Raw genomic sequence first — 21,001 nt, 5'->3', positions numbered from 1 at the left:
GGCTCTGCCACAGCGCTTGTGCGAAGCGCGCGTGCGATTATCTGCGGGGTGGCGTTGCCCGACATGATCGTGTAACACCGCGCAAATTTCCGAATAGCCCGCGAAGCTCTCGCGATCCCGGCCTCCGGTCGGGGCCTGCGAGGGCTTGTGACGGAAGGTCACCATGCAGACTGTCTTGATCGTCATCCACCTCATGATCGTCGCCGTCCTGATCGGCGCGGTGCTCCTGCAGAAGTCCGAAGGCGGCGGCCTCGGCATGGGCGGTGGCGCCGGCTTCATGTCGAGCCGCGGCACCGCGAACCTGCTGACCCGGACCACGGCGGTGCTGGCGGTCGGCTTCTTCGTCACCAGCCTGCTGCTGACCTGGTTGGCGGGATACGATCGCAAGCCGAGCTCGATCCTCGGCAACATGCCCGGCCAGACGCAGTCCGGCGGTGCGACGCCGGTGGCGCCGGGCTCCGGCGGCGTGCTCGACCAGCTGAAGAAGGCCGACGAGCAGCAGGCGCCTGCGGCGCCGAGCGCGCCGTCCGCCCCGCAGTCGCAATAACGCGGGGAAGCCATGCAGGAACGCAGTTGGCGTCCTGCATCAGGATGCGGTCTCAACTCTCTGAGGCCATTCATGTTTTGACGTAACCCACAGGCCCCCGACATCGTTGCGGGCTGGTCACGATTCGTTTTGGCGAATCGAGCGCGCGGCATTAAAGGTAGGGTCCCATGGCGCGGTACATCTTCATCACCGGCGGCGTGGTTTCCTCGCTCGGAAAGGGTCTGGCTTCAGCCGCGTTAGGCGCGCTGCTGCAGGCCCGCGGCTACAAGGTCCGGCTTCGCAAGCTCGACCCCTATCTCAACCTCGATCCAGGCACGATGTCGCCGTATCAGCACGGCGAAGTGTTCGTGACCGATGACGGCGCGGAGACCGATCTCGATCTCGGCCATTACGAACGCTTCACCGGGCGGCCCGCGACCAAGGCCGACAACATCACCACGGGGCGCATCTACCAGGACATCCTGACCAAGGAGCGCCGCGGCGATTATCTCGGAGCGACCATCCAGGTCGTCCCGCATGTGACCAATGCGATCAAGGATTTCGTGCTGTCGGGCAATGACGAGTACGACTTCGTGCTGGTCGAGATCGGCGGCACCGTCGGCGACATCGAGGGCCTGCCGTTCTTCGAGGCGATCCGCCAACTCGGCAACGAGCTGCCGCGCCACCACGCGATCTACATTCATCTCACGCTGCTGCCGTACATCCCGAGCGCCGGCGAATTGAAGACCAAGCCGACACAGCATTCGGTCAAGGAGCTGCGCTCGATCGGCATCCAGCCGGACATCCTGCTGTGCCGCACCGATCGCGAGATCCCGAAGGAGGAGCGGCGCAAGCTCGGCCTGTTCTGCAACGTGCGCGAGAGCGCCGTGATCGAGGCGCGCGACGTCGACAACATCTACGCCGTGCCGGAGGCCTATCACGCCGCCGGCCTCGACGACGAGGTGCTGGCCGCGTTCGGGATCGAGCCGCGGATTCCGCCGGCGCTTGCGAGCTGGCACACGATCAACGAGCGCGTCCGTAATCCGGAAGGCGACGTGACGATCGCGATCGTCGGCAAGTACACGGGCATGAAGGATGCCTACAAGTCGCTGATCGAAGCGCTGTCCCATGGCGGCATCGCCAACAAGGTCCGCGTCAAGCTCGACTGGATCGAGAGCGAGGTGTTCGAGAACGAGGACCCCGCGCCGTTCCTGGAGCACGTCAACGGCATCCTGGTGCCCGGCGGCTTCGGCCAGCGCGGCGCGGAAGGCAAGATCCGCGCGGCGCAGTTCGCCAGGGAGCGCGACGTGCCGTATTTCGGCATCTGTTTCGGCATGCAGATGGCGGTGATCGAAGCAGCGCGCAATCTCGTCGGAATCACCGAGGCAAACTCGACCGAGTTCGGCCCGACCAAGGAGCCGCTGGTCGGTCTGATGACCGAGTGGCTGCGCGGCAACGAACTGGAGAAGCGCTCGCAGAGCGGCGATCTCGGCGGCACGATGCGGCTCGGCGCCTATCCCGCGACGCTCAAGCGCGGCAGCCGCGTGTCCGAGGTCTATGGCGGCGCCACCGAGATCTCGGAGCGGCACCGCCATCGCTACGAGGTCAACACCGCCTACAAGGACCGGCTCGAGCAGCATGGCTTGAAGTTCTCCGGCCTGTCGCCCGACGGCGTGCTGCCGGAGATCGTGGAGTACGAGGACCATCCCTGGTTCATCGGCGTCCAGTTCCACCCCGAGCTGAAGTCGCGCCCGTTCGAGCCGCACCCGCTGTTCGCATCGTTCATCCAGGCGGCGATGGTGCAGAGCCGGCTGGTGTGATCGGTTGCTGCCCCCGGGCAAGCCGTCATTGCGAGCGAAGCGAAGCAATCCAGAGTGCTTGCGCAGCCCTGGATTGCTTCGTCGCTGACGCTCCTCGCAATGACGGTCCAGGCTGACAACTCGGCCTTTGACGGCTACCGCGATTGTTGCGACAACGCGCCTTGATCGAAAGAACAGATCAGGGAGGATCGCATGATCTACGAGAGCCGCATCTATCGCTGCATTCCCGGCCGGCTGCCGGCGCTGCTCAAGCGCTTCGAAAACACCACGCTGAAGCTGTGGGAGGCGCATGGCATCCGCCCGGTGGGCTTCTTCACCACCCTGATCGGCGAATCCAACCAGGACTTGACCTATTTCCTCGCCTGGGAATCGCTCGCCGAGCGCGAGACCAAATGGACCGCGTTCATGACCAATCCGGAGTGGATCGCGGCGCGCGCCAAGAGCGAGGAGGACGGCCAGATCGTCGCCAACATCACGAGCCAGTTCCTGGTGCCGACGGCCTTTTCGGCGCTGAAATAGGGCGGCGTACGGGGATGCGGGGATGACCGTCCCCGCAACCCTGATATTCGCGGGGTTCTGCCGGGTTGATCCCACGGGCCGGATTGGCCATGGTCGCGCGCTCACAACGAGGATGATGCCGTGAACGCTCCGATCTCCGCCGCACCGGTCGTGACTGCCGGCTCCGTCCGCTTCGGCAATCAACTGCCGCTGGCGGTGATCGCAGGTCCCTGCCAGCTCGAAAGCCGCGGCCACGCGCTCGAGGTCGCCTCGGCGCTGAAGGAGATCGCGACGCGGCTGAACATCAGCCTCGTCTACAAGACCTCGTTCGACAAGGCCAACCGCACCTCTGGCTCCGCCGCGCGTGGGCTCGGGCTTGCGCAATCGCTGCCGATCTTCGCCGAGATCCGGTCGTCGCTCGGTCTTCCCGTGCTGACCGACGTGCATGATGCCAGCCAATGCGCCGAGGTGGCGCAGGCGGTCGACATCCTGCAGATCCCGGCCTTCCTGTGCCGGCAGACGGATCTGCTGCTCGCAGCGGCCGCGACCGGCAAGGTCGTCAACGTCAAGAAGGGCCAGTTCCTGGCGCCCTGGGACATGGCGAACGTCGTCGCCAAGATCACCGGCGCCGGCAATCCCAACGTGCTGGCGACCGAGCGCGGCGTCTCGTTCGGCTACAACACGCTCATCTCGGACATGCGGTCGCTGCCGATCATGGCGAAGACGACCGGCGCGCCGGTCATCTTCGATGCGACGCATTCGGTGCAGCAGCCGGGCGGGCAGGGCACCTCGTCGGGCGGCCAGCGCGAATTCGTCCCCGTGCTCGCACGCGCGGCCGTGGCGGTCGGCGTGGCCGGCGTGTTCATCGAGACCCATCCCGATCCCGATCATGCGCCCTCCGACGGGCCGAACATGGTGCCGCTGGCGCAGTTCGAGGGACTGTTGCGGACGCTGATGGCGTTCGATGCGCTCGCCAAGGGGCAGGCTGCGGACGCCATCCGCTGATGCACCAGCCCGTCGCCAAGCCGTCTGATCAAAAGTCCGCTGACAACAAGTTTCCGCCGGCCGTCAACATCATCGCCTTGGCTGGCTTCTCCGCGGCGCTGTCGACGCGCGCGCTCGATCCGGTGCTGCCGCATGTCGCCGAGGATTTTGCGATCAGCATCGCGACCGCCGCCGGCATCGCCGCCGGCTATGCGTTGATCTACGCGCTGATCCAGCCAGCGATCGGCGCCGCGGCCGACCTGTTCGGCAAGGCGCGGCTGATGACCTTGTGCCTGGCGCTGCTCGGCGTCGCCAGCGTGCTCGGCGCGCTCGCGACCTCGTTTCCGCTGCTGTTCGCGACCCGCATCCTTGCCGGCATCGCCTCGGGCGGCGTGTTTCCGGTGGCGCTGGGTCTGACGGCCGATCTCGTCGCGCCCGACAAGCGCCAGGTCGCGATCGGCCGCACGCTCGCGGGCTCGATGGCCGGCAATCTGCTCGGCGCCACGGCGTCCGGCATCATCGGCGATTTCATCGGCTGGCGCGGCGTGCTCGCGATCCTCGGCGCGCTCGGGCTGATCGCCTCCTTCGCGGTCGCCGCCGGCTTCCGCGGCGCCAAGGTCACGCATGCCGCGACCACCGATCTCGCCACCCTGAAGAAGGGATACGGCATCATCTTCAGGAACCCCAACACGCGCTTCTGCTACTCGGCGGTGTTCGTCGAAGGCTGCTGCGTGTTCGGGCTGTTTCCGTTCATCGCCGCGTTCCTGTTCGATCTCGGCGAGACCTCGCTGTCGATCGCCGGCATCGTCATCGCGGGATTTGCGGTCGGCGGGCTGTTCTACACGGCCACGGTGTCGAGCTTCCTGCCGCGGCTCGGCGTCAAGGGCATGATGATCGTGGGTGCTGCCCTGGTGGCCCTGCAACTCGCCGCGCTCGCCTTCGGTCCCGGCTGGAAGCTGCAATTCGCCTGCATGCTGATGATGGGCTGGGGCTTCTACATGATCCATGGCTGCCTGCAGGTGTTCGCCAGCGAGTTGTCGATCGGCGCCCGCGCCACCGCGATGTCGCTGCACTCGTTCTTTTTCTTCCTCGGCCAGACCGTCGGCCCGATCGCCTACGGCTTCGGCGTCGTCCATGGCGGCAAGCAGCCGACACTGCTCGCCGCCGCCGTCCTGATGGTCGCGCTCGGCTTCGCCTGCGCCGCGCTGCTGCGGCAACGCCCGCCGGCGGATGCGGCGTAGCATGTCCGATCGAGCCCCGATCTGAGCGGCGCAGTTGGTCGTCGTCCGCGGTGCTGGGTCTGCGCTGAAACATGACCCGGGGGCACTTTCGTTGCTGGCCGACCCGATGCCGTCTCGCGGCGCATGTGCATCGAAGTTTGCTCCGGCGTCATTGCGAGCGAAGCGAAGCAATCCAGAGTCCCACCCGAGCCCCTGGATTGCTTCCGCCGTCGCCCTTCGGGCTATGGCGGACACGTCGCTTCGCTCGCAATGACGGCTGTGAGACATGTGCTCACCATCTCGCGGCGCATCTGCGTCCGAGCTTTGCCATCTGGACATGCCCTCTTTGAGAAGAGGGCACGGGGAATGCCGGGAGCTGGCCGCCCCCATGGCCCGCCTGCAGAAAAAAATGCAGGCGGCAGTCACCACAGGTTCAGCCGAGACATCCCGGCATTCCCCGCGCGATGGTTGGGCGGCTTATACGTACTCTCCCCGGGGACCGGGCTGTCTTGCCCCCGTCACGGCTGGATCATCATCACCATCCGCTTGGCCTCAGCGTCGGGAGACCAGGACCATACGATTTCGCCGGCGCATCAGGCCCGTTCGTCCGCATGATGGAACACGCTGCGAACCCGACACACCCACCGCATCCCGCCTCAACGTCCGTGACGACCGCGAAGCGCCCCTCTGATCGAGACGGGATGTCAGCAGTCAATCATGGATTCTGATAAAGCGAAAGCAAGATTTTTCGCGTGTGAGATATGATCGCAGTGATTGGCTTGAAAGCGCGGCAGAAATCGGTTTCCGGGAGCAGCGGTTTGATGATTGCCTGGAATGAGAACGTCGAGCGGGGGCGTGCCCGTCGGGCGAATCAGGGCCATAGGACGGCTGCCGGAAGATCTAGTGCGGTGCAGGCCTGAGACCCAGCAAGATCTGCTCGACTGAATAGTACCAAGCCAAGTAGATCAGTATCAGTGAAGCCGCACAGGCACAGCCTACCTGAATGTGCCCCGAAAGATCGAGCGTTTTGTTTCTCATGCCGAGAAGAAAACCACATAGACCGCTGACGACTACAACGCCCCATGTTGCCCAAGGTCCGTAGACGTGGGTCAGGTATTCGACGTAAGTGACATAAACAGTGTCTCTACTATGGTCGACGTGGATCAAATGTGTGAACCCGAACTCTGGTTCAGGAAATGTTGGTCGATGGTACCGGGTCAACTCAAAAGCTAAGACGAAGCAGAATAGGAATCCTCCCATGCCAATTCCGTAACAAAAATGAACCAACCTCTGGTACCAACGCCAGCTCACGACGTCGCTCTTTGTCGTTGCCTTCTTATTTGACATTGGTCCTTCAGAGATCAACGCTGGCCAATCGCAACTCGGATATTGCTGGATACAATCACCTCCTCCAGTCTTGATCGTATACGCGCCGCCTTATTCTTCGGTACATATAGCTCTTCCCGTTGGAGCTGGTGGAATTGCCTAGGGCCTCTGACTACCATGCTTCGGTTTTGCATTGGCAGTGCCTAGTTCCCGGTTGTTTTAGTCCGTCCACCGCCGCCATTCTGTGACAGTCTCAATGACGCAATCGCAACCATCGATCGAAAGCGAGGAGCGCCGGTACGCCGCGGCGTGGCAAGATCTGCGCTGGAGAAACCGAGCCGTCGGACTCTCCCTTGTTCTCGCGCTGTCGAGTCTTGGTTGGATCGCTTGGCTCGGCAATGGGAAATTTGCCGGCTACGTGCAAATCACGCTGTTCGGCGCGGTCGTGGCTTCAGCGCTGTGGTTCGCACTTTTCCGATGTCCGAGGTGTACAAGGCGGGTCTTTTCTCGCCGCGCAAGCAGCCGGTGCCCTTACTGTGGGCTTCGCCTAGAGGCGAGTTTTCAGGAGTCCCTTGCGGATTCAGACGAAGCGGGAGAGCGAACATGACCCGCGTCGGGTAAGGGCGAAGCCGTCGATGAAGTGGTCGCTTTCGGGGAATTACGGGGGAATTACGGTGACAGTGCATTAAATTCCTCGGAGCGGCGGATTGTAAATCAAGTGTGCTGGACTGCACCCCTCAAGTGAGACACGATAATCTCAGTGACAGGCATTCCGAGGATGACCTGTGGCAGCAAGAGGGAAGACCCGTCGGTTTCCGACGGCTTACAAATTGAAGGCGATCAAGCGTGTCGAGCGAGGCGAAGGCGTTCTGCCTGTGGCTCGGGACCTTGGGATATCGCGTAAGATCCTGCATGACTGGATCAAGGCCTGGAAGGCGCAAGGTCCGGACGGATTGAACCGCAAGCCGGGACCGAAGCCCGGTCCCCGGAAGCTCAAATCTCTGGCGACCTATGACGATAAGCGGTCAGCACTGGCACGGGCCAATGCCCGCATTGCCGAACTCGAACGGCTTGTCGGCCGTCAGCAGATGGACCTCGATTTTTTTCGGCAAGCCTTGCGCGCACTGGAGCGGCCGGCAGCGCAAGGCAAACCCGTATCCGCATCATCGAAGTCATCAAAAGCATGACCGCGCAGACAGCCGACTCCAGCGCTCATGTGCAGCGCCTCTGCGCTTTGGCAGGGTTGCCTCGAGCGACTTATTACCGGCATCTCAATCGACGCAGCCGCGCCGAGGCCGAGTGCGAGTTGCGCGACCAGCTCCAGCGCATCTGCCTGAAGCATCCGTTCTACGGCTATCGACGGGTGACCGCCGCTCTTCGGCGTCTGGGGATGGCCGTCAATGCCAAGAAAGTCCTGCGGCTCATGCGGCAGGATAATCTTCTCGCGCAGCGCAAGACGCCGTTCCTGAAGCCGCCGACTGAGAGGCCGACTGACGTGATCGTCGTCCCCAACCTGATCCGTGGCCTGGCGCCATCGGCTCCGGATCAGATCTGGGTCGCTGACATCACCTACGTCCATCTCGCCAAGACGTTCGCCTATCTCGCCGTCATTCTCGACGGCTTCTCCCGCAAGGCGGTCGGCTGGGCATTTGACAACACCCTCGACGCCTCGCTCGCCATCGCGGCGCTCGACAAAGCGCTCAAATCCCGGAATCCCAAGCCGGGCAGCCTGATCCACCACTCCGACCGCGGCGTGCAATACGCCTCGATCGCTTATCGCCAGCGCCTCGCCGATCGCGAGATCAAGATCAGCATGAGCAGTCCAGGCAACCCCTTCGACAACGCCAAGGCCGAAAGCTTCATGAAGACGCTCAAGGCCGAGGAGGTCAACGGCAAGACCTTTGCCGACGTCAACGACGCCCGGCGCCGGATCAACAGCTTCATCGCCGAGATCTACAACAAGGAGCGCTTGCATTCGGCCCTCGGCTATCGATCTCCCCTTGAGTTCGAAGCCGCGTTCAAGCAAAACACAATGCGATGACTTCACCCACTGTCACTGAGATTATCGTGTCTCACTTGAGGGGTGCAGTCCAGCACTGTCACCGTATTCTCAGTGATCTCGCGTTTAAAGGCGATAGCGCAATTCTACCAGTTGAGATTGGCTGAGCGGCACGTCTCGCAGACGCTCACATCGTCCTTCTGTGAAAGGGGACGGCGGCAGCGGTGACATAAGCCTGCCGTCAGAGTGACATGCAGCGTCAGAGCCTTGGCTTCCCTCATCGAGAAGCCGAACTGGGCGACGAGCAGTTTGTGGCCCTCAATCTGGCTGCGGCGGATTTCGGCTGCAATTCTCGCCTTGTCCGTTGCTGACAGCGAAGACGGCCACGTGATAGTTGTGGTGCACTTGGGACAGTACACCGACAGGCGGGCATATTCGACAGTGCCGGTCACGGCCGCACCTCCCGGTCCTCGATCAGCCTCACCCCCGCCCACGATACGGCGCTACCCCCTGGTCTGGCACCCATAGCCCCTTCGGCAGCCGGCCCGTCTGCCAGAACACATCGATCGGGATGCCGCCGCGGGGGTACCAGTAGCCGCCGATGCGCAACCATTTGGGCTTGATCTCGGCGGTCAGGCGCTTGCCGATGGCGACCGTGCAGTCCTCGTGGAAGGCGCCGTGGTTGCGGAAGCTCGCGAGGTACAGCTTCAGCGACTTGGACTCGACCAGCCACGGGCCGGGGGCGTAGTCGATGACCAGATGGGCGAAATCGGGCTGGCCCGTCACCGGGCACAGCGAGGTGAACTCCGGCACGGTGAAGCGGGCCAGGTAATCCGTGTCCCTCTGCGGGTTGGGAACGCGGTCGAGCTTCGCCGTCTCCGGGCTGTCGGGGGGCGCCACCTCGCGGCCGAGCTGAAGGCCGGCCGATGTCATGGTGGTGTTGGATCTTTTCGCCATCTGTCGTGTCACCTGTCGCAGCTGGCGCCCGTTTAGCCAATCGAGGCGCCTGCGTCATCCGGTTCGTGATCTCGACACGACTTCCAGGCGACTTCCGCGCGTCTTGGCCTTTTCGGACCCCCGGGGTTGCGGTAGAAGCGGCGCAGCAACGCCCACCCGACAAGCTCGCAAGAGGACCCCCATGACCGCCATCGTCGACATCATCGGCCGCGAAATCCTGGACAGCCGCGGCAATCCCACGGTCGAGGTCGACGTCGTGCTGGAGGACGGCTCGGTCGGTCGCGCCGCCGTGCCCTCGGGCGCCTCCACCGGCGCCCATGAGGCGGTCGAGCTGCGCGACGGCGACAAGCGCCGCTATCTCGGCAAGGGTGTGCAGAAGGCGGTCGAGGCAATCAACGACGAGATCTATGAGGCGCTCAGCGACATGTCGGTGCAGGACCAGGTCCAGATCGACCAGATCCTGATCGAGCTCGACGGCACCGAGAACAAGAGCCGGCTCGGCGCCAATGCCATCCTCGGCGTGTCGCTGGCCTGCGCCAAGGCGGCGGCGATCTCCTATGACATGCCGCTGTATCGCTATGTCGGCGGCACATCGGCGCGCACCCTGCCGGTGCCGATGATGAACATCGTCAATGGCGGCGTCCACGCCGACAACCCGATCGACTTCCAGGAATTCATGATCATGCCAGTGGGCGCGCCGAGCTTCGCGGAAGCGCTGCGCTGCGGCTCGGAGATCTTCCATACGCTCAAGGGCGAGCTGAAGAAGGCCGGCCACAACACCAATGTCGGCGATGAAGGCGGTTTCGCGCCGAACCTGCCGTCGGCGGACGCGGCCCTCGACTTCGTCATGGCCGCGATCGGCAAGGCCGGCTACACCGCGGGCGAAGACGTGATGCTGGCGCTCGACTGCGCCGCGACCGAGTTCTTCAAGGACGGCAAGTATGTCTACGAGGGCGAGAACAAGAGCCGCTCGCGCTCCGAGCAGGCGAAGTATCTCGCCGACCTCGTCGCGCGCTATCCGATCTGCTCGATCGAGGACGGCATGTCCGAGGACGACATGGACGGCTGGAAGGAACTCACCGACCTGATCGGCCACAAGTGCCAGCTGGTCGGCGACGATCTGTTCGTGACCAATGTGACCCGTCTCGAGGACGGCATCCGCAACGGTCGCGCCAACTCGATCCTGATCAAGGTCAACCAGATCGGCACGCTGACCGAGACCTTGGCCGCGGTCGAGATGGCCTACAAGGCCGGCTACACGGCCGTGATGTCGCATCGCTCGGGCGAGACCGAGGATTCGACCATCGCCGACCTCGCGGTCGCGACCAATTGCGGACAGATCAAGACCGGCTCGCTGGCGCGCTCCGACCGCACCGCCAAGTACAACCAGCTGTTGCGCATCGAGCAGGAGCTGGACGCGCAGGCCAAATATGCCGGTCGGGCGGCGCTGAAGGCGCTGGCCTGAGCCGACGGCAAGACAAGCAACAGGGGAGGCACGCATGAGCGTCGAGACACAAGGCCTGCAGCTGCGGACGCTGATCAAGCGCAGCGGCGAGCTTGAGCTGTCGCTCGTGGATGTGCCGACGCCGGAGCCGGGGCCGGACGAGGTCGTGGTGCGCATCGAGGCGGCGCCGATCAATCCGTCCGATCTCGGCCTGCTCGTCGGCGCCGCTGATCTCTCGACCATGCAGGCATCCGGCAGCAAGGACCGCCCCGTAATCACGGCCAGCGTGCCGGAGGCGGGGATGCGGGCGATGGCCGGGCGGCTCGATGAGTCCCTGCCGATCGGTAACGAGGGCGCGGGTGTCGTGGTCAAGACGGGATCGTCGGACGCCGCCAAGGCGCTGATGGGCCGCACGGTCGCCGCGATCGGCGCCGCGATGTACAGCCAGTATCGCTGCCTGAAGATCTCCGAATGCCTGCCGCTGCCGGCCGGCACCACGCCGGAAGAGGGCGCCTCCTGCTTCGTCAATCCGCTGACCTCGCTCGGCATGACCGAGACCATGAAGCGCGAGGGCCATACCGCGCTGGTGCACACCGCAGCGGCGTCCAACCTCGGGCAGATGTTGAACAAGATCTGCCTCAAGGACGGCATTCCGCTGGTCAACATCGTGCGAAGCTCAGCGCAGGCCGAGCTGCTGCGCGGCATTGGCGCGAAGTACGTGGTGGATTCGACCTCGCCCGCCTTCATGGACGAGCTGATCGCGGCGCTGGTCGAGACCGGCGCGACCATCGCCTTCGATGCAATCGGCGGTGGCAAGCTCGCGGGCCAGATCCTCAATGCCATGGAGGCGGCGATCAACAAATCGGGCAAGCATCCCTACAGCCGCTACGGCTCGGCCGTGCACAAGCAGGTCTACATCTACGGCAGCCTGGATACGCGTCCGACCGAGATCACGCGCGGCTTCGGCATGACCTGGAGCGTGGGCGGCTGGCTGCTGTTTCCGTTCCTGATGAAGATCGGCCGGGCCGATAGCGAGCGGCTGCGCCAGCGCGTCGTCGACGAGCTCAAGACGACGTTCGCGAGCCGCTACACCAAGGTCGTCTCGCTGGCCGAGGCGCTCGATCCGGCGAACCTCGCCGTGTACGCCAAACGGGCCACTGGCGAAAAATTCCTTATCGACCCCAACAAAGATAAGTGACCTGACGCCGCTCCCCGGACGTTGCTGATGGGCTTGCGTTTGGCCCGCGGCTGGAGACAATCCGCCCCCGTTTCGTGGGGGCGGTGTCGGCCGCTGTTAGCACTGAGGAGAGACTTGTGATGAGCCAATTGGATCGCCGTCGATTTCTGGCCGGTGCGGCGCTTGCCGGCGCGGCGAGCACCCTGCCTTCGCTGACCGGCGGCCAGGCCCGGGCGGCCGTGGCGCCGGCCGGCGCTCAGGCGCCCGGCTTCTACCGCTACAAGGTCGGCGACTACGAATGCACATCGATCAACGACGGCGCGCGCACCTTCCCGATGCCGGACAAGTTCGTCGTCAACACGGCCAAGGACGACGCGCTGGCGGCGGCGGAAAGCGCCTACATGCCGAAGGGCATGATCACGATTCCCTTCAACCCGCAGCTGATCAACACCGGCTCCAAGCTGATCCTGATCGACACCGGCAACGGCGCTGGCGCGTTCGAGGCCAGCAAGGGCGCGGTCGGCCGCACGCTGCAGAACCTCGCCGCCGCCGGCGTTGATCCGAAGAGCATCGACGTCGTGGTGCTGTCGCACATGCATGGCGACCACATCAACGGCCTCAAGCTCGCCGACGGCTCGCTGGCGTTCCCGAACGCCGAGATCAAGGTGCCGTCGGTGGAGTGGGCGTTCTGGAACAGCGACGAGAACGCCGCCAAGGCGCAATCCGAGCTGATGAAGGGCAACTTCGCCAACTTCAAGAAGGTGTTCGGCGGGCTGGAGAGCAAGGTCACGCAGTACGATTGGGACAAGGAGGTCGCGCCCGGGATCACCGCGCTGTCGACCCCCGGTCACACGCCGGGCCACACCTCGTTCGCCGTCGCCTCGGGCAACGCGAAGGTCTTCATCCAGTCGGACGTCACCAACGTGCCGGAGCTGTTCCTGCGCAATCCCGACTGGCACGTGATGTTCGACACCGATGCGGCGCAGGCCCAGGAGACCCGGCACAAATTCTACGACATGGTCGCTGCGGAAAAGGCCAAGGTGATCGGCTTCCACTTCTCGTTCCCCTCGGTGGGCTATGTCGAGAAGGACGGCGCCAAGTACCGGCTGATCCCGGCGCCTTGGAATCCGGTGCTCTAGACGAGCGCGTCCTTGGAGCCGGCGGTGTTTCCGGGGCAGCTTTCGCCGAGTCCACTGCCGTCATGCTCCGCGAAAGCGGGGCATCCCGTACTCCGCAGCAGCAGAGATTGAACCGAGGTGTCACGGCGTACTGGATCGTCCGCCTTCGCGGACGATGACAGCCGGGTCTATATGTCCGGCGTGCCGTGATGCAGGAGAAATTGTGCCAGGCCGCCTCCGGGCGGCCTGTTCGTTTTTGCATACGCGAAATGCCGGCCTTTCCCCCGCTGCCGTGAACGCCTATGTCGGACGCCTCGCAATCCGCAGGGCTCCGCATGTCGACCGATCCGTCTCCCTCCAGCGCCGATCTCTCGAACTGGCGCAGCGCGCCGTTCAGCCGCTGGGCCTTTCACAACATCCGGTCCATCCTGCCGGTGGCCGGCGTCGCGAGCGCGCCGGGCAGCGCCTGGCCGCTGCCGGCGAGCCCGGTCTCGTTCGCGGATTTCAGCCTGAAGCTGCCGAAGGGCGGCACGCTCGATCTCGATGGTTTCCTGAGAGCGACCGCGACCGATGGGCTGCTGATCCTGCACGACGGCCGCATCGTGTTCGAGGCTTACGACGGCGGCACCGATCGCGACACGCCGCACATCCTGATGTCGGCGACCAAATCGATCACCGGCCTGATGCTCGGCATTCTCGCCGGTCGCGGCGAGATCAATCTCGACGCCGAGGTCACGCGCTACGTGCCGGAGGTAGCCGAGACCGCGTATCAGGGCGCCACGATCCGGCAGCTGACGGACATGCGCGCCGGCATCGTGTTCGACGCCGCGGGGCTGCAGGCCTACGCCGACGCCGCGGGCTGGGAGCCGGTGGCACCGGGCACGACGCCGAACCTGCACGACTTCTTCGCGACGATGCGCGCGCAGGCCAGGCCGCATGGCGGGCCGTTCAGCTACGTCTCGTCCAACACCGATCTGATCGGCTGGGCGATCGAGCGCGCCACCGGCCGCAGCTTTGCGAGCCTGGTCGGCACCCTGCTGTGGCAGCCGATGGGCGCGAGCGGCGAGGCCTTCATCACGCTCGACCGCAAGGGCGCGCCGCGCTGCACCGGCGGCTTCTGCGCGACGTTGCGCGATTTCGCCCGGCTGGGCCAGCTCGTGCTGTCGGGCGGACGCCGCGGCTCGCATGCGATCATTCCGCAAGCCTGGCTCGACGACATCAGGCAGAACGGCGACGCCGAGGCGTGGCGCGACGGCCAATGGCGCGACAGCTTTGCAGCCATCAGCCGCAACATGCACTACCGCGGCGGATGGTACGTCATCAACGACCAGCCGCAGCTGATGTTCGCGATGGGCATCCACGGCCAGAACCTGTTCATCGATGCCGCCAACGCGATCGTGATCGCCAAGGTCTCATCCTGGCCGCAGCCGGTCGACGGCCAGGCGATCTGGCTGACGCATCAGGCGGTGGCCGAATTCACCCGCTGCATCAGGGCGGCGCGCTGATCTCCGCGCGCGCGGCGAGGCGCGGCAACGTGCCGGCCTGTCCCGCCGTGAAACGCTGAGTTTCGCATCCCGCTATTTTCATGCACTTGCATGTTTCCGGCGGAGCGGTCTAACTGCCGCGCACACGTTCCCCTGCAAAGGATCTCCCCATGCCCGCCCCATATTCCATCGTCGCGCTCGTCGGCAGCCTCCGCAAGGAGAGCTTCACGCTCAAGATCGCCAAGGCGATGGCCAAGCTCGCTCCCGCCAGCCTCAAGATCGAGGTCGTGACGCCCGAAGGCCTGTCGTTCTTCAACCAGGACGTCGAGGCCAATCCCCCGGCCGAGTGGCTCGCCTTCCGCGACAAGCTCAGGGCTTCGAACGGTGTTTTGATCCTGACGCCGGAATACAACCGGTCGATCCCGGGCGTGCTGAAGAATGCCATCGACATCGCCTCGCGCCCTTACGGCCAGAGCTCGTTCCTCGGCAAACCGATCGGACTGATCTCCAACTCGCCAGGTCCGCTCGGCGGCGTCGCCGCGGCGAAGCACCTGCAGAACATCATGCCGGGCATCTCCGGTCCGGTGATGGGCCATCCGGAAATCTATCTGAACGGCGTCGGCGACGCCTTCGACGAGAAGGGCGAGCTGGTGAAGGACTCGCTCAAGACCGTGCTCCAGCAATATCTGGACGCGTTCGCGGCCTTCGTCGCCAAGCAGAACGGCTGACGAGTCTCTGCGCGACGGCCCGGCCCGGTCGTCTGCGGCATAACGGATATAGCGGGCAAGGCGTTGACGCGCCTTGCCCGATCGTTTTCAAGGCGTGTTCGGACATCTGCGCCCCGCTGCGCGACCCCAGGAAACCGCAATGGCCCACGCCTTCACGCCCGACAGCACGTCGACGTTGGGAGCGAACCAGCCGACGCTCGACTCGGAGGCGGTCTGGCAGGCCCGCGTCGATCTGGCCGCCTGCTTCCGCATGGCGGCGCGGCACGGGCTGGAGGAGGGCATCTGCAACCACTTCTCGGCGCTGGTGCCCGGCTATGACGACCTCTTCATCGTCAACCCCTATGGCTACGCCTTCCGCGAGCTGACCGCCTCGCGCCTGCTGGTGTGCGACTTCGACGGCAACGTCATCGCCGGCGAGGGCCGTCCGGAGGCCACCGCGTTCTACATCCACGCGCGCATCCACAAGGCGCTGCCGCGCGCCAAGGTCGCCTTCCACACCCACATGCCCTATGCCACCGCGCTGTCGATGACCGAGGGACCGCCGCTGATCTTCGCCGGCCAGACTGCTCTGAAGTTCTACGGCCGCACCGCCGTCGACGAGAACTATAACGGGCTGGCGCTCGACACGGCCGAGGGCGATCGCATCGCCGGCGCCGTCGGCGATGCCGACATCGTCTTCATGAAGCATCACGGCGTCATGGTGCTGGCGCCGAGCATCGCGGAAGCCTGGGACGATCTGTATTATCTGGAGCGTGCGTGCGAGGTGCAGTGCCTGGCGCTGTCGACCGGGCGCAAGGTTGTCCCGGTCGCGCCTGATATCGCCGAGGCGGCCTATCGACAGATGCGCGAGGGGGACGCGGAATCGGCGCGGCTGCATCTGGAGGCGATCAAGCGGACGCTGGATGCGGAGGAGCCCGCGTACCGGACGTGAGCGCGTCGCGGTCGGACGCGCAGGGTTAGCGATTCCTTAACCGGAGCGCCGCATCTTCCCCGTCATGGTCTCCCGCGCACGCCTGAAATCGTTCCTCACCGGGCTCGCCCTCTATACGATGGCGGCGGCCATCATCGGCTATTTCGGCATCAACGCCTACACCGGCCGCTACGGCCTCAACGCCCGGCAGGAGCTCGACCAGGAGATCGTGGCGTTGACGTCGGAGCTGGTGCGGCTGAAGCAGGAGCGGGCCGAGGGCGAGAAGCGGGTGTCGCTGCTGCGTTCCGACCGGGTCGATCCCGACATGCTCGACGAGCGCGCGCGCTTCCAGCTCGGCTATGCCAATCCGCACGATCTGATCCGGATCAATCGCCCGTAGTGAGGCGCAGGCGATGCGTCGTGGCGCGAGCGAGACCTGCCTAAAGTTTGGCTCTCGAGCCGCTTCGAGAATTTCAAAATCCCTCCTTCTCGCATTCGATTATTTCGCACGTTGCACTGCGGCAAAAGCAAAGTGAACCGCGGTTCACGGGGTCCTTTTACGTGCCGTGGAGTTGAGCTACAGAAAGCTACTTTTTCTCTCATCCGGAATTGCCATGGCCGCACCGAAGAAGACCGCCGCAAAGGAACAAGGGCAGGACAAGGACAACGGCCCGCCGCCGGAATTCACCAAGGAGCAAGAACTCGCAGCGCTGCGCGACATGCTGCTGATCCGCCGCTTTGAGGAAAAGGCGGGTCAGCTTTATGGCATGGGTGCGATCGGCGGCTTCTGCCATCTCTACATCGGCCAGGAGGCCGTGGTGGTCGGCATGCAGATGGCGCTGAAGCAGGGCGACCAGGTCATCACCGGCTATCGCGATCACGGCCACATGCTGGCGACCGGCATGGATGCCAAGGGCGTCATGGCCGAGCTCACCGGACGCCGCGGCGGTTACTCCAAGGGCAAGGGCGGCTCCATGCACATGTTCAGCATGGAGAAGAACTTCTTCGGCGGCCACGGCATCGTCGGCGCGCAGGTCTCCCTCGGCACGGGGCTCGCGCTCGCCAACCGCTATCGCGGCAATGATTCGGTCAGCGTCGCCTATTTCGGTGACGGCGCGGCCAACCAGGGCCAGGTCTATGAGAGCTTCAACATGGCGGAGCTCTGGAAGCTGCCGGTGATCTACGTGATCGAGAACAACCGCTATGCGATGGGCACGGCGGTGTCGCGCGCCTCGGCGCAGACCGACTTCTCCAAGCGCGGCCTCTCCTTCAACATTCCCGGCGAGCAGGTCGACGGCATGGACGTCCGCGCCGTGAAGGCCGCCGGCGAGAAGGCCGTGGCGTGGTGCCGCGAGGGCAAGGGGCCTTTCATCCTGGAAATGCAGACCTACCGCTATCGCGGCCATTCAATGTCGGATCCGGCGAAGTACCGCACCCGCGAGGAGGTCGAGAAGGTCCGCCACGACCAGGATCCGATCGAGCAGGTGCGCAACCGCCTGCTGGCGGCCAAGGTCAGCGAGCAGGATCTCAAGGCGATCGATGCCGACGTGCGCAAGATCGTCAACGAGGCCGCCGATTTCGCGCAGGCCGATCCCGAGCCGGATCCCGCCGAGCTCTACACCGACGTCTATCGCTAATCGCGCGCGCAAGCTGATTTCCCTGGAGCTGATATGCCTATTCAAGTTTTGATGCCTGCGCTGTCGCCCACGATGGAGAAGGGCAACCTCGCCAAATGGCTGAAGAAGGAAGGCGAGGCGATCAAGTCGGGTGACGTGATCGCCGAGATCGAGACCGACAAGGCGACGATGGAGGTCGAGGCGACCGACGAGGGCACGCTCGGCAAGATCCTGATCCCCGAAGGCACAGCCGACGTTGCGGTCAACACGCCGATCGCCACGATTCTCGCGGATGGCGAAACGGCGGCCGACCTCGGCAAGGCCTCGGCGCCCGCCGCCGAGATGAAGGCCGCGCAGTCGGCGCCGCCGGCTGACGCTGGTGTCTCCGTGCAGGCCTCGCCCGCGCCGACCGGCGTAGCGGCGCCGCAGAGCGTCGCCGAGCCCGATCCGGAAGTCCCCGCCGGCACCGAGATGGTGACGCAGACCATCCGCGAGGCGCTGCGCGACGCGATGGCCGAGGAGATGCGCCGCGACGGCGACGTCTTCATCTTGGGCGAGGAAGTCGCCGAATATCAGGGCGCCTACAAGGTGACCCAGGGCCTGTTGCAGGAGTTCGGCGCCCGCCGCGTGATGGACACGCCGATCACCGAGCACGGCTTCGCCGGCATCGGTGTCGGCGCGGCGATGGCCGGCCTGAAGCCGATCGTCGAGTTCATGACCTTCAACTTCGCCATGCAGGCGATCGACCAGATCATCAACTCCGCGGCCAAAACCTTGTACATGTCCGGCGGCCAGATGGGCTGCTCGATCGTGTTCCGCGGGCCTAACGGCGCCGCCGCCCGCGTCGCCGCGCAGCACAGCCAGGACTACTCGTCGTGGTATTCGCACATCCCCGGCCTCAAGGTCGTCGCGCCGTATTCCGCGGCCGATGCCAAAGGCTTGTTGAAGGCCGCGATCCGCGATCCCAACCCGGTGATCTTCCTCGAGAACGAGGTGCTGTATGGTCACTCCGGCGAGGTGCCGAAGCTCGACGACTACATCATCCCGATCGGCAAGGCGCGTATCGCCCGCACCGGCAAGGACGTCACGATCATCTCCTGGTCGAACGGCATGACCTACGCCTTGAAGGCCGCCGATGAGCTCGCCAAGGAGGGCATCGAGGCCGAGGTGATCGACCTGCGCACCCTGCGTCCGATGGACACCGACACCATCATCGCCTCGGTCAAGAAGACCGGGCGCGCGGTGACGGTGGAAGAGGGCTGGGCGCAGAGCGGCGTCGGCGCCGAGATCGCCGCGCGCATCATGGAGCACGCCTTCGACTATCTCGATGCGCCGGTCACGCGCGTGTCGGGCAAGGACGTGCCGATGCCGTATGCCGCGAACCTCGAGAAGCTCGCGCTGCCGTCGGCTGCGGAGGTCGTGCAGGCCGCCAAGTCCGTCTGCTACCGCTAAGGAAATCCCAGATGGCCGGACCCAAGGAGCAGCCGCTGCCGCCCGACGTCGTCGGCCGCGAGGACGCCACCGAAGTGTTGCGCGCCTTCGTGCTCGACGGCGGGCTCTCGATCGCCTTCCAGCGCGCGTTCGAGGAGCCCGACGTGTGGGGGCTGCTCCTGGTCGACGTCGCCCGACATGCTGCGCGCGCCTATGCGCGCGAGAGCGATTATTCCGAAGACGAGGCGCTGCAGCGCATCGTCGAGATGTTCGAAGCCGAGCTGGCTCGGCCGACTGATATGGGCACCACCAGCCCCAGGTCGAAACAAGGTCACTGATCATGCCGATCAACATTCTGATGCCCGCGCTGTCGCCGACGATGGAGAAGGGCAACCTCGCTCGTTGGCTCAAGAAGGAAGGCGACCAGGTCAAGTCGGGCGAGGTCATCGCCGAGATCGAGACCGACAAGGCCACGATGGAAGTCGAGGCGGTCGACGAAGGCACGCTCGCCAAGATCCTGGTGCCCGAGGGCACGCAGGACGTGCCGGTCAACGACGTGATCGCCGTGCTCGCCGGGGAGGGTGAGGACGTCAAGGCGGCGGGCAGCGCGCCGGCGACTGCTGCGCCGAAGGCTGAAGCCAAGCCGACGGCTTCTGCGGCTCCCGCTGCTGCGCCAGCGCCTGCTGCCGCGCCCGCGCCGAAGCCGGCTGCGGCTCCCGCACCGTCCGCTCCTGCGGCCGCTGCACCCCAGGTCAACGGCCACGCCCGCATCTTCTCGTCGCCGCTGGCGCGGCGCCTCGCCAAGGACGCCGGCATCGATCTCGGCCGTATCACTGGCACCGGCCCGCATGGCCGCGTCGTCGCCCGCGACGTCGAGGAGGCCAAGTCCGGCAAGGGCCTGAAGGCCGCGCCGTCGGCCGCTCCCGCTGCCGCAGGCGCGCCGGCCGTGGCGCCGTCGATGTCCGACAAGCAGATCCTCGCGCTGTTCGAGCCCGGCTCCTACGAAGTCATCCCGCATGACGGCATGCGTCGCACCATCGCGCAGCGCCTGACCGCCGCCACGCAGACCGTCCCGCATTTCTATCTCACGATCGACTGCGACATCGGCAAGCTCTTGGCCGCGCGCGAGGAGATCAATGCGGCAGCTCCAAAGGACAAGGAGAAGAAGCCGCTCTACAAGCTCTCGGTGAACGACTTCGTCATCAAGGCGATGGCGGTGGCGCTGCAGAAGATCCCCAACTGCAACGTCAGCTGGACTGAAGGCGGCATGGTCAAGCACAAGCATTCCGACGTCGGCGTTGCGGTTGCGATGCCGGGCGGACTGATCACCCCGATCATCCGCAAGGCCGAGACGAAGACGCTGTCGGCGATCTCGGGCGAGATGAAGGATTTTGCCGCGCGCGCCCGCTCCCGCAAGCTGAAGCCGGAGGAATATCAGGGCGGCACGACCGCCGTGTCGAACCTCGGCATGTACGGCATCACGCACTTCACGGCGGTGATCAATCCGCCGCATGCGACGATTCTGGCGGTCGGCACATCAGAAGAGCGGCCGGTCGTGCGCAACGGCAAGATCGAGATCGCCAGCATGATGAGCGTGACCCTGTCGTGCGACCACCGCGCCATCGACGGCGCGCTCGGCGCCGAGCTGATCGGCGCCTTCAAGCAGCTGATCGAGAACCCCGTGATGATGATGGTGTGAGCCGAAGGGCTCATGCCCGTCATCCCAATCGAACACTTGTAGGGTGGGCAAAGCGCAGCGTGCC

20 protein-coding genes are annotated in these 21,001 nt (G+C 65.0%); 18 read left to right on the top strand and 2 right to left on the bottom strand.

Annotation, left to right across the window (positions count from 1 at the left end; translation table 11 throughout):
• Positions 1 to 163: 163 nt before the first annotated feature.
• The 7 genes from secG (at position 164) to BRADO_RS19085 (ending at position 8,415) form a co-directional block, all read left to right on the top strand.
• A complete protein-coding gene (gene secG, locus BRADO_RS19110; protein ID WP_011926986.1) occupies positions 164 to 547 on the top strand; it encodes a preprotein translocase subunit SecG in 384 nt (127 codons plus the stop codon).
• A 167-nt stretch (positions 548 to 714) separates the two neighbouring features.
• The gene (locus BRADO_RS19105; protein ID WP_011926985.1) at positions 715 to 2,346 is read left to right on the top strand and encodes a CTP synthase; all 1,632 of its coding nucleotides are present in this window, start codon (positions 715 to 717) and stop codon (positions 2,344 to 2,346) included.
• A gap of 192 nt (positions 2,347 to 2,538) precedes the next feature.
• Entirely contained in the window at positions 2,539 to 2,865 is a 327-nt protein-coding gene (locus BRADO_RS19100; RefSeq protein ID WP_011926984.1) for an NIPSNAP family protein, read from the top strand.
• A 120-nt stretch (positions 2,866 to 2,985) separates the two neighbouring features.
• Positions 2,986 to 3,849 (top strand): 3-deoxy-8-phosphooctulonate synthase, encoded by an 864-nt coding sequence (kdsA, locus tag BRADO_RS19095; protein ID WP_011926983.1) that lies wholly within the window; start codon positions 2,986 to 2,988, stop codon positions 3,847 to 3,849.
• Positions 3,849 to 5,069, top strand: coding sequence for an MFS transporter (locus BRADO_RS19090; protein ID WP_011926982.1), 1,221 nt, complete (start codon positions 3,849 to 3,851; stop codon positions 5,067 to 5,069). Before kdsA ends, BRADO_RS19090 begins: the two co-directional genes overlap by 1 nt.
• A 2,090-nt stretch (positions 5,070 to 7,159) precedes the next feature.
• Positions 7,160 to 7,561: a transposase gene (locus tag BRADO_RS34165; RefSeq protein ID WP_011927137.1), complete on the top strand. Its 402-nt coding sequence runs from the start codon at positions 7,160 to 7,162 to the stop codon at positions 7,559 to 7,561.
• On the top strand, positions 7,558 to 8,415 hold the full coding sequence (locus tag BRADO_RS19085; protein WP_011926979.1) for an IS3 family transposase: 858 nt from the start codon (positions 7,558 to 7,560) through the stop codon (positions 8,413 to 8,415). The genes BRADO_RS34165 and BRADO_RS19085 overlap by 4 nt, the downstream gene beginning before the upstream one ends.
• A gap of 104 nt (positions 8,416 to 8,519) precedes the next feature.
• On the opposite strand, the gene BRADO_RS35085 is transcribed toward BRADO_RS19085, so the two are convergent.
• Both BRADO_RS35085 and queF read right to left on the bottom strand, forming a co-directional pair.
• Positions 8,520 to 8,825, bottom strand: a complete 306-nt coding sequence (locus BRADO_RS35085; RefSeq protein WP_157872588.1) for a hypothetical protein — start codon at positions 8,823 to 8,825, stop codon at positions 8,520 to 8,522.
• 28 nt (positions 8,826 to 8,853) lie between these two features.
• The gene (gene queF / locus BRADO_RS19080) at positions 8,854 to 9,330 is read right to left on the bottom strand and encodes a preQ(1) synthase (RefSeq protein ID WP_011926977.1); all 477 of its coding nucleotides are present in this window, start codon (positions 9,328 to 9,330) and stop codon (positions 8,854 to 8,856) included.
• 181 nt (positions 9,331 to 9,511) lie between these two features.
• On the opposite strand from queF, the gene eno reads away from it, so the two are divergent.
• From eno to BRADO_RS19025, 11 genes are all read left to right on the top strand, one after another.
• Complete coding sequence (gene eno / locus BRADO_RS19075; RefSeq protein ID WP_011926976.1) at positions 9,512 to 10,795, top strand: phosphopyruvate hydratase; 1,284 nt, start codon at positions 9,512 to 9,514, stop codon at positions 10,793 to 10,795.
• Positions 10,796 to 10,829: 34 nt separating this feature from the next.
• On the top strand, positions 10,830 to 11,972 hold the full coding sequence (locus BRADO_RS19070) for a zinc-binding dehydrogenase (RefSeq protein WP_011926975.1): 1,143 nt from the start codon (positions 10,830 to 10,832) through the stop codon (positions 11,970 to 11,972).
• A gap of 119 nt (positions 11,973 to 12,091) precedes the next feature.
• Positions 12,092 to 13,090 carry an MBL fold metallo-hydrolase gene (locus BRADO_RS19065; RefSeq protein WP_011926974.1) on the top strand — a complete coding sequence of 333 codons (999 nt, stop codon included), beginning with the start codon at positions 12,092 to 12,094 and terminating at the stop codon, positions 13,088 to 13,090.
• A gap of 314 nt (positions 13,091 to 13,404) precedes the next feature.
• Positions 13,405 to 14,574, top strand: a complete 1,170-nt coding sequence (locus BRADO_RS19060; RefSeq protein WP_011926973.1) for a serine hydrolase — start codon at positions 13,405 to 13,407, stop codon at positions 14,572 to 14,574.
• 149 nt (positions 14,575 to 14,723) lie between these two features.
• Entirely contained in the window at positions 14,724 to 15,281 is a 558-nt protein-coding gene (locus BRADO_RS19055; protein ID WP_011926972.1) for an NADPH-dependent FMN reductase, read from the top strand.
• A 139-nt stretch (positions 15,282 to 15,420) separates the two neighbouring features.
• Complete coding sequence (locus BRADO_RS19050; RefSeq protein ID WP_011926971.1) at positions 15,421 to 16,212, top strand: aldolase; 792 nt, start codon at positions 15,421 to 15,423, stop codon at positions 16,210 to 16,212.
• 64 nt (positions 16,213 to 16,276) lie between these two features.
• Entirely contained in the window at positions 16,277 to 16,591 is a 315-nt protein-coding gene (locus BRADO_RS19045) for a septum formation initiator family protein (RefSeq protein ID WP_009028679.1), read from the top strand.
• A 214-nt stretch (positions 16,592 to 16,805) separates the two neighbouring features.
• Positions 16,806 to 17,828, top strand: a complete 1,023-nt coding sequence (pdhA, locus tag BRADO_RS19040) for a pyruvate dehydrogenase (acetyl-transferring) E1 component subunit alpha (RefSeq protein WP_011926970.1) — start codon at positions 16,806 to 16,808, stop codon at positions 17,826 to 17,828.
• A 33-nt stretch (positions 17,829 to 17,861) separates the two neighbouring features.
• Complete coding sequence (locus BRADO_RS19035) at positions 17,862 to 19,259, top strand: pyruvate dehydrogenase complex E1 component subunit beta (RefSeq protein ID WP_011926969.1); 1,398 nt, start codon at positions 17,862 to 17,864, stop codon at positions 19,257 to 19,259.
• An 11-nt stretch (positions 19,260 to 19,270) separates the two neighbouring features.
• Positions 19,271 to 19,576, top strand: a complete 306-nt coding sequence (locus tag BRADO_RS19030) for a DUF5076 domain-containing protein (RefSeq protein WP_008963957.1) — start codon at positions 19,271 to 19,273, stop codon at positions 19,574 to 19,576.
• Between the two features lie 2 nt (positions 19,577 to 19,578).
• Positions 19,579 to 20,937 carry a pyruvate dehydrogenase complex dihydrolipoamide acetyltransferase gene (locus BRADO_RS19025; protein WP_011926968.1) on the top strand — a complete coding sequence of 453 codons (1,359 nt, stop codon included), beginning with the start codon at positions 19,579 to 19,581 and terminating at the stop codon, positions 20,935 to 20,937.
• Positions 20,938 to 21,001 lie beyond the last annotated feature (64 nt).

The sequence above is a fragment of the Bradyrhizobium sp. ORS 278 genome (assembly GCF_000026145.1).
GTDB lineage: Bacteria > Pseudomonadota > Alphaproteobacteria > Rhizobiales > Xanthobacteraceae > Bradyrhizobium.
This window is presented reverse-complemented; position numbering and strand designations above follow the sequence as displayed.

Bases quoted from the DNA above. Each gene is read 5' to 3' on its own strand.
- secG (WP_011926986.1), top strand. From the start codon at position 164: ATGCAGACTGTCTTGATCGTCATCCACCTCATGATCGTCGCCGTCCTG.
- BRADO_RS19105 (WP_011926985.1), top strand. From the start codon at position 715: ATGGCGCGGTACATCTTCATCACCGGCGGCGTGGTTTCCTCGCTCGGA.
- BRADO_RS19100 (WP_011926984.1), top strand. From the start codon at position 2,539: ATGATCTACGAGAGCCGCATCTATCGCTGCATTCCCGGCCGGCTGCCG.
- BRADO_RS19090 (WP_011926982.1), top strand. From the start codon at position 3,849: ATGCACCAGCCCGTCGCCAAGCCGTCTGATCAAAAGTCCGCTGACAAC.
- BRADO_RS19085 (WP_011926979.1), top strand. From the start codon at position 7,558: ATGACCGCGCAGACAGCCGACTCCAGCGCTCATGTGCAGCGCCTCTGC.
- queF (WP_011926977.1), bottom strand. From the start codon at position 9,330: ATGGCGAAAAGATCCAACACCACCATGACATCGGCCGGCCTTCAGCTC.
- eno (WP_011926976.1), top strand. From the start codon at position 9,512: ATGACCGCCATCGTCGACATCATCGGCCGCGAAATCCTGGACAGCCGC.
- BRADO_RS19070 (WP_011926975.1), top strand. From the start codon at position 10,830: ATGAGCGTCGAGACACAAGGCCTGCAGCTGCGGACGCTGATCAAGCGC.
- BRADO_RS19065 (WP_011926974.1), top strand. From the start codon at position 12,092: ATGAGCCAATTGGATCGCCGTCGATTTCTGGCCGGTGCGGCGCTTGCC.
- BRADO_RS19060 (WP_011926973.1), top strand. From the start codon at position 13,405: ATGTCGACCGATCCGTCTCCCTCCAGCGCCGATCTCTCGAACTGGCGC.
- BRADO_RS19055 (WP_011926972.1), top strand. From the start codon at position 14,724: ATGCCCGCCCCATATTCCATCGTCGCGCTCGTCGGCAGCCTCCGCAAG.
- BRADO_RS19050 (WP_011926971.1), top strand. From the start codon at position 15,421: ATGGCCCACGCCTTCACGCCCGACAGCACGTCGACGTTGGGAGCGAAC.
- BRADO_RS19045 (WP_009028679.1), top strand. From the start codon at position 16,277: ATGGTCTCCCGCGCACGCCTGAAATCGTTCCTCACCGGGCTCGCCCTC.
- pdhA (WP_011926970.1), top strand. From the start codon at position 16,806: ATGGCCGCACCGAAGAAGACCGCCGCAAAGGAACAAGGGCAGGACAAG.
- BRADO_RS19035 (WP_011926969.1), top strand. From the start codon at position 17,862: ATGCCTATTCAAGTTTTGATGCCTGCGCTGTCGCCCACGATGGAGAAG.
- BRADO_RS19030 (WP_008963957.1), top strand. From the start codon at position 19,271: ATGGCCGGACCCAAGGAGCAGCCGCTGCCGCCCGACGTCGTCGGCCGC.
- BRADO_RS19025 (WP_011926968.1), top strand. From the start codon at position 19,579: ATGCCGATCAACATTCTGATGCCCGCGCTGTCGCCGACGATGGAGAAG.